15 protein-coding genes, 5 tRNA genes and 1 pseudogene are annotated in these 12901 nt (G+C 71.7%); 5 read left to right on the top strand and 16 right to left on the bottom strand.

Translation table 11 applies throughout. From position 1 onward, the window contains the following. Positions 1 to 5: 5 nt before the first annotated feature. Positions 6 to 497, top strand: coding sequence for a DUF3515 domain-containing protein (locus ACFV3E_RS17655; RefSeq protein WP_500535564.1), 492 nt, complete (start codon positions 6 to 8; stop codon positions 495 to 497). 24 nt (positions 498 to 521) lie between these two features. Here ACFV3E_RS17655 and ACFV3E_RS17650 read toward each other — a convergent pair whose 3' ends face one another. From ACFV3E_RS17650 to ACFV3E_RS17640, 3 genes are read right to left on the bottom strand one after another with little or no spacing between them, the layout of a single operon-like run. Next, positions 522 to 1658, bottom strand: a complete 1137-nt coding sequence (locus tag ACFV3E_RS17650; RefSeq protein WP_500333379.1) for a D-alanine--D-alanine ligase family protein — start codon at positions 1656 to 1658, stop codon at positions 522 to 524. 27 nt (positions 1659 to 1685) lie between these two features. Then, the gene (locus ACFV3E_RS17645; RefSeq protein ID WP_500535563.1) at positions 1686 to 2633 is read right to left on the bottom strand and encodes an NAD(P)H-dependent glycerol-3-phosphate dehydrogenase; all 948 of its coding nucleotides are present in this window, start codon (positions 2631 to 2633) and stop codon (positions 1686 to 1688) included. Between the two features lie 50 nt (positions 2634 to 2683). Further along, positions 2684 to 3409 (bottom strand): lysophospholipid acyltransferase family protein, encoded by a 726-nt coding sequence (locus tag ACFV3E_RS17640; RefSeq protein WP_500325632.1) that lies wholly within the window; start codon positions 3407 to 3409, stop codon positions 2684 to 2686. A 289-nt stretch (positions 3410 to 3698) separates the two neighbouring features. On the opposite strand from ACFV3E_RS17640, the gene cofC reads away from it, so the two are divergent. Together cofC and ACFV3E_RS17630 are read left to right on the top strand one after the other, a co-directional pair. Continuing rightward, positions 3699 to 4412: a 2-phospho-L-lactate guanylyltransferase gene (gene cofC, locus ACFV3E_RS17635; protein ID WP_500535562.1), complete on the top strand. Its 714-nt coding sequence runs from the start codon at positions 3699 to 3701 to the stop codon at positions 4410 to 4412. 10 nt (positions 4413 to 4422) lie between these two features. Then, complete coding sequence (locus ACFV3E_RS17630; RefSeq protein ID WP_018562077.1) at positions 4423 to 4641, top strand: hypothetical protein; 219 nt, start codon at positions 4423 to 4425, stop codon at positions 4639 to 4641. Between the two features lie 76 nt (positions 4642 to 4717). On the opposite strand, the gene ACFV3E_RS17625 is transcribed toward ACFV3E_RS17630, so the two are convergent. The 4 genes from ACFV3E_RS17625 to leuC form a co-directional block, all read right to left on the bottom strand. Next, complete coding sequence (locus ACFV3E_RS17625) at positions 4718 to 5329, bottom strand: HU family DNA-binding protein (RefSeq protein ID WP_500366044.1); 612 nt, start codon at positions 5327 to 5329, stop codon at positions 4718 to 4720. Between the two features lie 123 nt (positions 5330 to 5452). After that, positions 5453 to 5686 (bottom strand): SCO5555 family protein, encoded by a 234-nt coding sequence (locus ACFV3E_RS17620; protein ID WP_018562075.1) that lies wholly within the window; start codon positions 5684 to 5686, stop codon positions 5453 to 5455. A gap of 132 nt (positions 5687 to 5818) precedes the next feature. After that, positions 5819 to 6412, bottom strand: a complete 594-nt coding sequence (gene leuD, locus ACFV3E_RS17615; protein ID WP_500535457.1) for a 3-isopropylmalate dehydratase small subunit — start codon at positions 6410 to 6412, stop codon at positions 5819 to 5821. A 5-nt stretch (positions 6413 to 6417) separates the two neighbouring features. Then, positions 6418 to 7839 (bottom strand): 3-isopropylmalate dehydratase large subunit, encoded by a 1422-nt coding sequence (gene leuC / locus ACFV3E_RS17610; RefSeq protein ID WP_500366047.1) that lies wholly within the window; start codon positions 7837 to 7839, stop codon positions 6418 to 6420. Positions 7840 to 8000: 161 nt separating this feature from the next. Here leuC and ndgR point away from each other — a divergent pair, with 161 nt between their 5' ends. Beyond that, entirely contained in the window at positions 8001 to 8717 is a 717-nt protein-coding gene (gene ndgR / locus ACFV3E_RS17605) for an IclR family transcriptional regulator (RefSeq protein ID WP_499514189.1), read from the top strand. 16 nt (positions 8718 to 8733) lie between these two features. Here the strand turns inward: ndgR and ACFV3E_RS17600 are convergent, their stop codons facing one another. Then, entirely contained in the window at positions 8734 to 9234 is a 501-nt protein-coding gene (locus ACFV3E_RS17600) for a DUF4188 domain-containing protein (RefSeq protein ID WP_500535456.1), read from the bottom strand. Between the two features lie 82 nt (positions 9235 to 9316). Here ACFV3E_RS17600 and ACFV3E_RS17595 point away from each other — a divergent pair, with 82 nt between their 5' ends. Continuing rightward, complete coding sequence (locus ACFV3E_RS17595; RefSeq protein ID WP_500366051.1) at positions 9317 to 9961, top strand: MerR family transcriptional regulator; 645 nt, start codon at positions 9317 to 9319, stop codon at positions 9959 to 9961. Positions 9962 to 10037: 76 nt separating this feature from the next. Here the strand turns inward: ACFV3E_RS17595 and ACFV3E_RS17590 are convergent. The 8 genes and pseudogenes from ACFV3E_RS17590 to ACFV3E_RS17555 form a co-directional block, all read right to left on the bottom strand. Next, positions 10038 to 10110: transfer RNA gene (locus tag ACFV3E_RS17590), tRNA-Glu, on the bottom strand. A gap of 18 nt (positions 10111 to 10128) precedes the next feature. Beyond that, positions 10129 to 10200 (bottom strand) — tRNA-Gln (locus ACFV3E_RS17585). Between the two features lie 12 nt (positions 10201 to 10212). Further along, a tRNA-Glu gene (locus ACFV3E_RS17580) sits at positions 10213 to 10285 on the bottom strand. 27 nt (positions 10286 to 10312) lie between these two features. Further along, positions 10313 to 10385, bottom strand: a tRNA-Glu gene (locus ACFV3E_RS17575). A gap of 17 nt (positions 10386 to 10402) precedes the next feature. After that, positions 10403 to 10474 (bottom strand) — tRNA-Gln (locus ACFV3E_RS17570). 88 nt (positions 10475 to 10562) lie between these two features. Further along, positions 10563 to 11282 (bottom strand): HAD family hydrolase, encoded by a 720-nt coding sequence (locus ACFV3E_RS17565; protein WP_500535455.1) that lies wholly within the window; start codon positions 11280 to 11282, stop codon positions 10563 to 10565. 9 nt (positions 11283 to 11291) lie between these two features. Next, positions 11292 to 12251, bottom strand: a complete 960-nt coding sequence (locus ACFV3E_RS17560) for a pseudouridine synthase (RefSeq protein WP_500535454.1) — start codon at positions 12249 to 12251, stop codon at positions 11292 to 11294. A gap of 69 nt (positions 12252 to 12320) precedes the next feature. Beyond that, positions 12321 to 12901: pseudogene (locus tag ACFV3E_RS17555) on the bottom strand (glutamate--tRNA ligase); the annotation flags it as partial.

Raw genomic sequence — 12901 nt, 5'->3', positions numbered from 1 at the left:
GGGTGATGTACCGCCGGGTCGCGCTCGTCTCCCTGTCCGCCGTCGCGTGCTTGTCCGCGGCGGCGGTCTGGATTTCCGCTTCCGGCGGTGCCGCGGGCGGGGTCGCCGTCCCGTCGCCCTCCGCCTCCGCCGCCCGGATGTGCGGCGCCCTCCACGACGCGCTGCCGCGGAAGGTCGACGGCCTGTCGAAGCGCTCGGTGAGCCCCGTATCCGACCTCACCGCCGGATGGGGGGATCCTACGGTGGTGCTGCGCTGCGGCGTGCCGCGACCCGAGATGCTGACCCCGGGCAGCGCGGTGTACAACCCCACCGCGGACGCGGTGGAGGTCAACGGCGTGAGCTGGCTCATCGAGAAGACCGGCGACGGCTACCGCTTCACGACGACCGGCCGCAGGACCTTCGTCGAGGTGACGGTGCCGGCCGATTACGCGCCCGAGGTCGATCCGCTGACCGACCTCGGACGCGCCGTGGAGACGACGATCCCCTCCGAACTCTGACGCGCCCGGCGGACCGCTCGCGGCTCAGCGCAGGCCGGTGGAGCGCCGCAGCGCGGCCTGGATCAGCCGGTCCACCAGTTCCGCGTAGCCGACGCCGCTCTCCTGCCACATGCGCGGGTACATGGAGATCGGAGTGAAGCCGGGCATCGTGTTGATCTCGTTGATCACGAACTCGCCGTCGTCCTGCAGGAAGAAGTCCGCACGGACCAGGCCCTCGCAGGAGGCCGCGTCGAAGGCGGCCACGGCGAGCCGCTGCACCTGCGCGGTCTGCTCCGCGGTCAGCGGCGCGGGGACGACGCCCTCGGCGGAGTCGATGTACTTCGCCTCGAAGTCGTAGAAGTCGTGCGCGGTGACCGGGGGGATCTCCGCGGGGACCGAGGCGCGCGGGCCGTCCTCGAACTCCAGGACGCCGCATTCGATCTCGCGGCCCCGCAGCAGCGACTCCACGAGCACCTTGGGGTCGTGCCGGCGGGCCTCCTCGATCGCCTCGTCCAGGCCGGCGAGGTCGTCCACCTTGCTGATGCCCATGGAGGACCCGGCACGGGCGGGCTTCACGAAGACCGGCCAGCCGTGGTCGGCGGCGAAGTCCACGACCTTCTTGCGGGCCGCGGCCGGGTCGTTCTCCCACTCGCGCGGGCGGATCACGACGTACGGGCCGACGGGCAGGCCGAAGGAGGTGAAGACCCGCTTCATGTACTCCTTGTCCATGCCCACGGCCGAGGAGAGCACTCCGGAGCCGACGTAGGGCACGCCGGAGAGCTCCAGCAGGCCCTGGAGGGTGCCGTCCTCGCCGTACGGGCCGTGCAGCATGGGGAAGACGACGTCGACGTCGCCCAGGACCTTGGGCACCGAGCCGGGCTCGCTGTAGACGACCTCACGGCTGGCCGGGTCCACCGGCAGCAGCACCGTGCCGTCGGAGGACTCGGTGAGCTGCGCGACGCTCGGCAGCGTGCGGTCGGCGATCGCCATCCGGGACGGGTCGTCGGCGGTGAGCGCCCAACGGCCGTCGGTGGTGATGCCGATCGGCAGCACGTCGTACTTGTCGCGGTCGATCGCGCTCAGCACCGCGCCTGCGGTGACGACCGAGATGGCGTGCTCGGAGCTGCGTCCGCCGAAGACGACGGCGACGCGCGGCTTGCGGGAAGAAGGCTGAATGCTCATGTCGCGTTGACCTTACCGTTCCGGACGTCAGCGTTCCGACTTCGCGGAGCGCGACATCAGCTCCTTGACCGCGACGACGGGCTGCTTCCCGTTGTGCACGATGTCGACGACGGTCTCGGTGATGGGCATGTCGACGCCGTGCCGGCGGGCCAGGTCGAGCACCGACTCGCAGGACTTGACGCCCTCGGCGGTCTGCCGGGTGACCGCGATGGTCTCCTCCAGCGTCATGCCCTTGCCCAGGTTGAAGCCGAAGGTGTGGTTGCGCGACAGCGGCGAGGAGCAGGTCGCGACCAGGTCGCCCAGACCCGCCAGGCCGGAGAAGGTCAGCGGGTCGGCGCCGAGCGCGATGCCGAGCCGGGTGGTCTCCGCCAGTCCGCGCGTGATCAGCGAGCCCTTGGTGTTGTCGCCCAGGCCCATGCCGTCGGCGATGCCCACCGCCAGGCCGATCACGTTCTTCACCGCGCCGCCGAGTTCGCAACCGACGACGTCGGTGTTGGTGTACGGGCGGAAGTACGCGGTGTGGCTGGCGGCCTGCAGCCGCTTGGCGACGGACTCGTCACGGCAGGCGACCACGCTCGCGGCGGGCTGCCGCGCGGCGATCTCCTTGGCCAGGTTGGGGCCGGACAGCACGGCGACGCGCTCCGGGCCCGCCTTGGCGACCTCCTCGATGACCTCGCTCATCCGCTTGGCCGTGCCGAGTTCGACGCCCTTCATCAGGCTGACCAGCACGGAGTCGCGGGGCAGCAGCGACTGCCACTTGGCCAGGTTGCCGCGCAGCGTCTGCGACGGTACGGCGAGGATCACGAACTCCGCGTCCCGGGCGGCCTCGGCGGGGTCGGTGGTGGCCCGGATCGACTCCGGCAGCTCGGTCCCGGGCAGGTAGTACGGGTTGCTGCGCGTGCTGTTGACGGCCTCGATCACCTCGGGGCGGCGGCCCCACATGGTGACCTGGGCACCCGCGTCGGCGAGGACCATCGCGAAGGCGGTGCCCCAGGAGCCCGTGCCGTAGACCGCGCAGCGCGTCGTCACTTGGTGCTGCCCTTCTGCTTGCGCGGGTCGAAGCGCTCGGCGGGCGGCGTCTGACCGCGCAGTTCGCCCAGCAGCTCGCTGACCGCGGCCATGATGGTGTCGGTGGCGTCCTTGAGCACCTCGACGCTGGCCTCCTGTCCGTAGAAGGCCGACAGGTCCACCGGCGGCCCGGCGACGACCCGCAGCGTCTTGCGCGGGAAGAGGCGGAGCTTCTTCTCCTTGGCGTACGGCGGCATGACCTCGTTGGCGCCCCACTGGGCGACCGGGATCACGGGGGCCTTGGTCATCAGCGCGACCCGGGCGACGCCCGTCTTGCCCACCATCGGCCACATCTCGGGGTCGCGGGTCAGCGTGCCCTCCGGGTAGAAGGCGACGCACTCGCCGGAGTTGATGGCGTCCACCGCGGCCCGGAAGGCGTTGGCGGCGTCGGTGCTCTCCCGGTAGACGGGGATCTGGCCGGTGCCGCGCAGGATCGCGCCGACGAAGGCGGGCTTGAACAGCGGCGCCTTCGCGAGGAAGCGGGGGACCCGCCCGCTGTTGTACTGGAAATGCGCGTACGACAGCGGGTCGAGGTACGAGTTGTGGTTGACCGCCGTGATGAATCCGCCCTCGACCGGAATGTGGTCCATTCCGCGCCAGTCCCGCTTGAAGAGAACGACCAGCGGCGGTTTGGCGATGACGGCTGCGAGCCGGTACCAGAAGCCGATTCTGCGGCGGGACACCAGAACTCCTCCTCGTTCCGCCGCCGACCCGGGATCACCGGATCGCGGCCTGCTGTGGTCGGCGGCACCGTACGGCCGGTGCGGCCGCACAAGTGTCGCCGGTAGGGCCACCGTAACGCCAGGGCGAAAGGCCCTCGGGGTGCTCCCCGGCGGAAGCACCGAGGCCAGGAGGCCCGGGCACGTACCAGGGAGATCGTGCACCCGGAGACGGGCCGCCGGGAAGGGGGGTTGGGGGCAGGGTGGCGGTGGGCCCGGGGGACCCGAGCACAATAGTTCGGTGTCACCACCCGTGGAATGGTCGCTCGTCGTCCCGCTGAAGCCGCTGGCCGCCGCCAAGAGCCGCCTCGCGGAGGCCGTCGGCCCCGTGCGGCCCGGGCTGGCACTGGCCTTCGCGCAGGACACGGTGGCCGCCGCCCTCTCCTGCGAGGCGGTACGAAATGTGACGGTCGTCACCGATGATCCGCTCGCCGGGGCCGCGCTGTCGGCCCTCGGGGCGCGCGTCCAGGCGGACTCCCCGGCGGCCGGGCTCAACGCCGCGCTGCGGCACGGCGCCGAGGTGGTCCGCAGGCGCCACCCCACGGCGGCCGTGGCGGCCCTGAACGCCGATCTCCCGGCCTTGCGGCCCGCCGAACTGGCAGCGGTGCTCCGCGCGGCCGCGCGGCGCCCAGGACGGTCGTTTCTGGCCGACGCGGCCGGAATCGGCACCACGCTGCTGGCGGCCACCGCCGGGACCGCCCTCGCGCCGGCCTTCGGGGGACCCTCACGGGCCCGCCACCGGGCTTCCGGCGCCCATGAGATCGTCCTGCCGGACGTGGACTCCGTGCGCCGGGACGTGGATACGGGCGAGGACCTGGCCGCCGCCCTGGTGCTGGGGGTCGGGCCGCACACGCGGGCGCTGCTGCGGCCCGGACTTCGGGCGGCTTCGCAGGAGGGTCCCGCGGTGCCCGGGCCCGCCGGGTGCCCGGCCGCGGGCGCACCGGCCCCGGGAAGCGGTGCCCGATAGGCTGAGGCCCATGCAGGCCACCGCGTACACCTACGACCCCGAGACCCGCGCCGGCAGCGTGCTGCTGGACGACGGGACGCCGCTGCCGTTCGACGCGGCGGCGTTCGACGCCGGGGGCTTGCGGCTGCTGCGGCCCGGTCAGCGGGTGCGGATCCGCACCGAGGGCAGCGGGGACGGGCGCCGGGTGGTGTTCGTGACGCTGCAGACCTTCCCCGACCCGGGGGCCTGAGCACATGACGGCACGGGCCGGGTGCCCCTGAATCAGGGGTACCCGGCCCGTCGGCGTGTGCGGGTCCGCGGAATCGTTACCGCTTCGCGGTCCGCTTGGTGGCGGTCTTCCGGGCCGCCGACTTGGCGGGCGCTTTCTTGGCCGGGGCGGTCTTCTTGGCGGTCGCCTTCTTCGCCGTGGTCTTCTTGGCGGCCGCCTTCTTCGCCGTCGTCGCCTTGGCGGTGGTGGCCTTCTTGGCCGTGGCCTTGGCGGCGGTGGTCTTCTTGGCCGTGGCCGCCTTGGCAGCGGTGGCCTTCTTCGCCGTCGTCTTCTTCGCGGCGGCCTTCTTGGTGGTGGCCTTGGCGGTGACGCCTCCGCTCAGGCTGCCCTTGGGCGCCTTCTTGACGGAGACCTCTCCGACCTTGGGGAGCTTCTTCGACCCGCTGACCAGGTCCTTGAAGCCCTGACCGGCGCGGAAGCGCGGGACGGAGGTCTTCTTGACCCGGACCCGCTCCCCGGTCTGGGGGTTGCGGGCGTAGCGGGCGGGACGCTCCACCTTCTCGAACGAGCCGAAGCCGGTGACCGAGACCCGGTCCCCGCTCACCGTCGCGCGGACGATCGCGTCCAGGACGGCGTCGACCGCGTCCGCGGCCTGCTGACGGCCGCCGAGCTTGTCGGCAATCGCTTCAACGAGCTGCGCCTTGTTCACGTCTTCCCCTTCGGAAACTTGCCCGGCGATGAAGTTCGGGCTTTTTCGCACGCTAGGCGGATATATACCGCAAATCAAATACGAAACGGGCGAATCACCCTTGTGCCGCAACGAACTCGGGGCTCAGGAAGACCTTTGATCGGGGAATCGGCCTTCGTCGAGGTCCTTCATCAGTTCCTCCAGACGCCTTGCCGCACCTGCGAGATCGTGCTTCGCGGCCGCGGTGATGACGAGCAGCCGCCGGGTCAACTGCATCCTGACGTCCTCCGGCACTTGCAGACCCGCCACCCGGGTGTGGGCCTGCTTCAACCTGGCAGCGAGGAACCCGTACAGCTCGAGTTGGCCATCGTGTTCCATGTGCCGATTGTGTCATCTGCGGTGAGTTGTCACGAGGTGTGGAGCCGAACACGCCGCAGCGCCCCCCGCCCGGTGGGGGCGGGGGGCGCTGCGGAGGTGGGACGACGGCGGCCGCGGGGGCCGCCGGACCGCTCAGACCTGCAGGGTCTGCGGCTTGAAGGAGGGGCGCTTGGTCTCGTAGGCGGTGATGTCGGCCTCGTTCTGCAGGGTGAGGCTGATGTCGTCCAGGCCGTTGAGCAGCCGCCAGCGGGCGTTGTCGTCCAGCTCGAAGGGGGCGGTGATCCCCTCGGCGCGGACCTCGCGGGCCTCCAGGTCGACGGTGATCTCGGCTGTCGGGTCGGACTCGGTCAGCTTCCAGAGCTCCTCGACCGTCTCCTGCGGCAGGATCACGGTGAGCAGGCCGTTCTTCAACGAGTTGCCGCGGAAGATGTCGGCGAAGCGCGCGGAGATGACCGCCTTGAAACCGTAGTTCTGCAGGGCCCACACCGCGTGCTCGCGGGAGGAGCCGGTGCCGAAGTCCGGGCCCGCGACCAGGACGGTCGCCCCCTGGCGCTCGGGCCGGTTGAGGACGAACTCGGGATCCTTGCGCCAGGCCTCGAACAGGCCGTCCTCGAAGCCGTTGCGGGTGACCTTCTTCAGCCAGTGGGCCGGGATGATCTGGTCCGTGTCGGCGTTGCTGCGGCGCAGCGGGACGGCGCGGCCGGTGTGCGTGGTGAAAGCTTCCATCGTTCTCAGGCCTCCAGGACGGCTGCGCCGGGCAGATCGGCGGGGGACGAGAGGTGGCCGGTGACCGCGGTCGCGGCCGCGACCTGCGGCGACACCAGGTGGGTGCGGCCGCCCTTGCCCTGCCGTCCCTCGAAGTTGCGGTTGGAGGTGGACGCGGAGCGCTCACCGGGGGCCAGTTGGTCGGGGTTCATGCCCAGGCACATCGAGCAGCCCGCGTGCCGCCACTCGGCGCCGGCCTCCTTGAAGACCTTGTCCAGGCCCTCCTCCACGGCCTGCAGGGCGACCCGGACCGAACCGGGCACGACCAGCATCCGCACACCGTCGGCGATCTTGCGGCCCTTGACGACGGAGGCGGCGGAGCGCAGGTCCTCGATGCGGCCGTTGGTGCAGGAGCCGACGAAGACGGTGTCGACCTTCACCTCGCGCAGCGGCGTACCGGGCTCCAGGGCCATGTACTCCAGGGCCTTCTCGGCGGCCAGGCGGTCGCTGGGGTCCTCGAAGCCGGCCGGGTCCGGCACGGAGGCGCTCAGCGGGGCGCCCTGGCCGGGGTTGGTGCCCCAGGTGACGAACGGGGACAGGGAGGCGGCGTCGATGACGACCTCGTGGTCGAAGACGGCGTCCTCGTCGGTCCTGAGCGTGCTCCAGTACGCGACCGCGGCGTCCCAGTCCTCGCCCTGCGGGGCGTGCGGACGGCCCTGCAGGTAGTCGAAGGTGGTCCGGTCGGGGGCGATCATGCCGGCCCGAGCGCCCGCCTCGATCGACATGTTGCAGATGGTCATCCGGGCCTCCATCGAGAGCTTCTCGATGGCCGAGCCGCGGTACTCGATGACGTAGCCCTGACCGCCGCCGGTGCCGATCCTGGCGATGATCGCCAGAATCAGGTCCTTGGCGCTGACGCCGTCGGGCAGCTCGCCGTCGACGGTGATCGCCATGGTCCTGAACGGGGCCAGCGGCAGGGTCTGGGTGGCCAGCACGTGCTCGACCTGGCTGGTGCCGATGCCGAACGCCAGCGCGCCGAAGGCGCCGTGGGTGGAGGTGTGGCTGTCGCCGCAGACGACCGTCATGCCCGGCTGCGTCAGGCCCAGCTGCGGGCCGACGACGTGCACCACGCCCTGCTCGACGTCGCCCAGCGGGTGCAGCCGCACCCCGAACTCGGCGCAGTTCTTGCGCAGCGTCTCCAGCTGCGTGCGCGACACCGGGTCGGCGATCGGCTTGTCGATGTCGAGGGTGGGTGTGTTGTGGTCCTCGGTCGCGATGGTGAGGTCCAGCCGGCGCACCGGGCGGCCGTTCATCCGCAGACCGTCGAAGGCCTGCGGGCTGGTGACCTCGTGGAGCAGGTGCAGGTCGATGAAGAGGAGGTCGGGCTCGCCCTCGGCGCGCCGTACGACGTGATCCTCCCAGACCTTTTCCGCGAGTGTCCGTGCCATCGCATTCCCTCCGACCGGCCGCTCTGCCGGCCTGTTCGTCGTTGCCCTGCGTGTCCGCCCCCTTGTGGGGAGTGGCCGCAGCGGCCCTGTGCATTCCAGCGTGCCGCGTCCGCCGGAAAATTGAACTTGCGTTTCACAGAGTGAGACGCGAGTATCGTTGCATGGACAACAGTAGTGGCGTCGGCGTTCTCGACAAGGCGGCTCTGGTGCTGAGCGCACTGGAGTCCGGCCCGGCCACCCTGGCCGGGCTCGTGGGCGCCACGGGTCTCGCCCGCCCCACCGCACACCGTCTTGCCGTCGCCCTGGAGCACCACCGGATGGTGGCGCGCGACATGCAGGGGCGCTTCATCCTCGGCCCGCGGCTGTCCGAACTGGCCGCCGCGGCGGGCGAGGACCGCCTGCTGGCCACGGCCGGGCCGGTGCTCACGCATCTGCGCGACATGACCGGCGAGAGCGCCCAGCTCTACCGCCGCCAGGGCGACATGCGCATCTGCGTGGCCGCCGCCGAGCGGCTGTCCGGACTGCGGGACACCGTCCCGGTCGGCTCCACGCTGCCGATGAAGGCCGGCTCCGCCGCCCAGGTCCTGCTCGCGTGGGAGGAGCCGGAGCGGCTCCACCGCGGGCTGCAGGGGGCCCGCTTCACCGCCACCGCACTCTCCGGCGTACGGCGCCGCGGCTGGGCCCAGTCGATCGGCGAGCGCGAACCGGGCGTGGCGTCCGTCTCGGCCCCGGTGCGCGGCCCGTCCAACCGCGTCGTGGCGGCGGTCTCCGTCTCCGGCCCGATCGAGCGGCTCACCCGGCACCCCGGGCGCATGCACGCCCAGTCCGTCGTCGACGCCGCCGCCCGCCTGTCCGAGTCCCTGCGCCGCAGCGGCTGAGCCCGGGGCACCGGCCTCAGGCCGCCCGCCCCTCGCCCGCCTTCAGCCGCTGGGCCGCCGTCTCACCACGGCGGCCCACCGGGACGACCCCGGTCGCGGCGCCCAGTCCGAAGGCGGGCATGTCGACGTACACGGACTCGTAGCCGCCCGCCGGCACGGCGTACGTCTCGTGCCAGAAGCCCACCCGGCCCTTGCCGGCCCGCGCGCGGCGGTTGAACGCCGCCCACGCGGGCCGGTGCTGCTTGTCCTGCTGGGAGGCGTAGGCGAAGAGCTGCTCCGTGGACTTCCAGTACTGGACGACGTAGATCACACGGGGTCCCCCGAACAGCAGCCGGTACGCGAGGAACCCGCTCCCGTCGTCCTGCGACAGCTCCCGCAGCATGCGCGGCATGGCCCGGAACACCGGGAGCCAGCTGCCCAGGGACCGGAAGCGGTTGATCCGCATCCCGATGAGGAACACGACGATGCCGCCCTCGGCGGCGGCGGTGTTGCGGCCCGGAATCAGCTGCGCGGACATGAGGATCCCCCTGTCGGTCGTCTTGGATAGTGGCACTATCCATGCTTGGATAGTGCCACTATCCAATGGAGGGCGCAAGGGAATGCGACTGGCGGAGCTGAGTGAACGCAGCGGCGTGGCGACGGCCACGATCAAGTACTACCTGCGCGAGGGACTGCTGCAGCCCGGCCGTCGCGTCACGGCCACGCAGGCCGAGTACGGGGAGGAGCACCTGCGCCGGCTGCGGTTCGTCCGGGCGCTGATCCAGATCGGCAAGGTGCCGGTGGCCACCGCACGGGAGGTGCTCGCCGCGGTGGAGGACGAGTCGCTCAACCAGCACCTGCGGCTCGGCGCCGCCACCTTCGTCCTGCCGCACGGCCCGGAGCCCGACGAGGACGACCCGGCGACGGAGACCGCCCGCCGCGAGGTGGACGGGCTGATGGCCGAACTCGGCTGGCGGTACGGCGGCGAGGAGCACGGCCCCTCCCCCGCGTACCGGATGCTCGTCACGGCGGTCGCCGCCCTGACCCGCCTCGGATACCCCAGCGGCGCACGGCACTTGGCGCCCTACGCGCGGCTGGCCGCCCAACAGGCCGTCCACGACCTGGATCTGGTCGAGACGTACGACACCCCGCTGGAACAGGCGGCCGCCGCCGTGACGCTCACGGTGCTCTACGAGCCCGTGCTGCTGAGCCTGCGCCGGCTCGCCGAGGCCGAGGAGTCCCGGCGCCGCTTCGGAGTTGGGTGAGGCGGGCCGCCAGGAACGGCCGCGGACGGGGAAACAGGAGAGGCCCCCCGCCGAAGCGGGGGGCCTCTCCTCGATGTACCCCCGACCGGATTCGAACCGGCGCTACCGCCTTGAGAGGGCGGCGTGCTAGGCCGCTACACAACGGGGGCAAGTCTTGTGGAAATGTGCTGGGGTACCAGGACTCGAACCTAGACTAAATGAACCAGAATCACTCGTGCTGCCAATTACACCATACCCCATGGTGTGTCAAGTACCCCCGACCGGATTCGAACCGGCGCTACCGCCTTGAGAGGGCGGCGTGCTAGGCCGCTACACAACGGGGGCCCTAGCGATCCCTGCCAGAGAGATCAGTACCCCCGACCGGATTCGAACCGGCGCTACTGCCTTGAGAGGGCAGCGTGCTAGGCCGCTACACAACGGGGGCTTTGCAGAAGATCTGCGCTGGGGTACCAGGACTCGAACCTAGACTAACTGAACCAGAATCAGTCGTGCTGCCAATTACACCATACCCCACCAAAACTCAACCCCCCGTGGGGGGTTTTGTTTGGCCGCGCTTCCCGCGCTGGCCTTTTCGGCCCGCCCGGGCGGCGCAGGAAGAACATTACCCGATCGGTGACGGGGCTCCAAAACGAGTATCCGCCGCCAGAAGTGCGGGCAGCTCCGCGAGCCCCGTGATCCGCCGCAGGTCCGGCGCGGTGACGGAACCCGTACGGTCCAGCCACACCCCGTACAGGCCCGCCGCGTCCGCGCCGCGCGCGTCGGTGTCGGCCTTGTCGCCCACGTAGGCGACCTCCGCCGGCGGTAGTCCCAGCGCCCGGCACGCTCCCAGGAAGGCCGCCGGCGCGGGCTTGGCGTGCCCCAGTTCCTGCGAGCACACCAGGCACTCGAAGCGGTCGCGCAGGCCCAGCCGGGCCAGCTTGCGCTCCTGGTGGGCGGTGCTGGAGTTGGACAGCAGGCCGTGCCGGTAGCCGGGGGTGAGGGCCTCCAGGGCCGGTACGACGTCGGGGAAGACCGCCCAGGCGGCCTCGAAATGGACGTAGTAGGCCGCGAACCAGGCGTCGGCCGCGGCGTCGCCGACGGTCGGCCCCAGCAAGGCCCTGACCCGCTCCCTGCGGTGCTCGGTGAAGGTCAGCTCGCCGGTGAGGAAGCGCGCGTAGTGCGTCTCCATGACCTCGCGCCACGTCCGCAGCGCCCGCTCCTCGCCGCCGAACGCGCCGAGCAGACCCTCGGCCTCCAGGTGACGCAGCGCTCCGGCCCGCTCGGCGCCCGAGTAGTCGAAGATCGTGTCGTCGATGTCCCAGAGCACGGCGCGGATCGGCATATGCCGACTCTAGCCCTGTGCTCCGTCCGGGGTACCGGCACGTGGCGCACACCGGGTGAACAGCGTCCGGCTGCTCTCGAAACGGTGGCGCTCGCCCGTCACGGGGTCGTCGAACTCCAGCACCCGGGCCAGCAGCCGCAGCGGGCGGGAGAAGTCGCCGGGTGCGGCGGGCGGCAGGACGTGCGGGTAGACGGGGTCGCCGAGGATCGGCACCCCCAGGGCGTTCATGTGCACCCGCAACTGATGGGTACGGCCGGTCTCGGGGCGGAGCCGGTAGCGGGCCAGCCCGTCGCGGTGGTCCAGCAGTTCCACGTGGCTGCGGGCGTTGGGCTCGCCGGGGACCTCCCGGGCCGCCATCTCACCGCGCTCCTTCACGATCCGGCTCTCCACCGTGCGCGGCAGCGCCAGGGCGGGGTCGTGCCGGGCCACCGCCTCGTACTCCTTGCGGGCCAGCCGGTCCCGGAAGATCGTCTGGTAGGCACCGCGCAGCTCGGGGCGGATCACGAACATCACCACGCCCGCCGTGAGCCGGTCGAGGCGGTGGGCCGGGCTCAACTCGGGCAGCGCGAGGTCGTGGCGCAACCGGGTGAGCGCCGTCTCCACGACGTGGCCGCCGCGCGGCATGGTGGCGAGGAAGTGGGGCTTGTCGACGACGAGCAGCCGGTCGTCCCGGTGGAGCACCTCGATGCCGAAGGGCACCGGGACCTCCTCCGGCAGCTCCCGGTGGAACCAGACGTAGCCGCCCGGACGGTAGGCGGCGTCAGAGGCGAGCGGGCCGTCGGCGCCGTGCACCTCCCCGGCCGCGAACATGGCGTCCACCCGCTCCGGGGAGACCGCGGCGCCGAACCGGTCCACGAGGTGGTCGCGGACCGTCGCCCAGGTCCCGGTGCCGGGCAGCCGCACGCGCACGGGGTCGACCCCGCGGCGCTGGGGCAGCGGGGGGATCGGGGGCCTGGTCCTGCGGCGCATGGCGTGGTCCGGGAAGCGTGCCGCCCCGGGCTCCTGGGGAAGGGCCCGGGGCGGATCGGCGTACCGCGGTCAGCCGGCGAGCTTCGCCAGGGCGGCGTCGACGCGGGCCAGGGTGCGCTCGCGGCCGAGCACTTCGAGGGACTCGAAGAGCGGCAGCCCGACGGTGCGGCCGGTGACGGCGACCCGGACCGGCGCCTGGGCCTTGCCGAGCTTGAGGCCGTGGGTCTCGCCGGCGGTGAGCACGGCGTCCTTCAGGGCCTCGGCGTTCCAGTCGGCGGCCGCCAGGTTCTCGCGGGCGGTGGTGAGCAGCGCCGAGGCGGCGGCCGCGTCCTTCATCGCCTTCTGCCAGGACGCCTCGTCCTCCACCGGCGTGTCGAGGAAGAGGAAGTCGACGTTGTCGGTGATGTCGGAGAGCACGGTCAGACGGGTCTGCGCGTGCGGCGCGATCGCCTCGAAGGCGGCCTGGTCGAACGCCTCGGGCGCCCAGGGGGCGAACGGGGCCTTCAGCCACGGGCCGCAGGCCTCGGCGAACGCCTTCACGTCCAGCATGCGGACGTGGTCGGCGTTGATCGCCTCGGCCTTCTTGAGGTCGAAGCGCGCCGGGTTGGCGTTGACCGCGTCGATGTCGAAGGCGGCCACCATCTCCTCGA

The sequence above is a fragment of the Streptomyces sp. NPDC059718 genome (assembly GCF_042733315.1).
Taxonomy (GTDB): Bacteria; Actinomycetota; Actinomycetes; order Streptomycetales; family Streptomycetaceae; genus Actinacidiphila.
The sequence above is the reverse complement of the archived record's forward strand: the minus strand, read 5'-3'. Positions and strand labels throughout refer to the sequence as shown.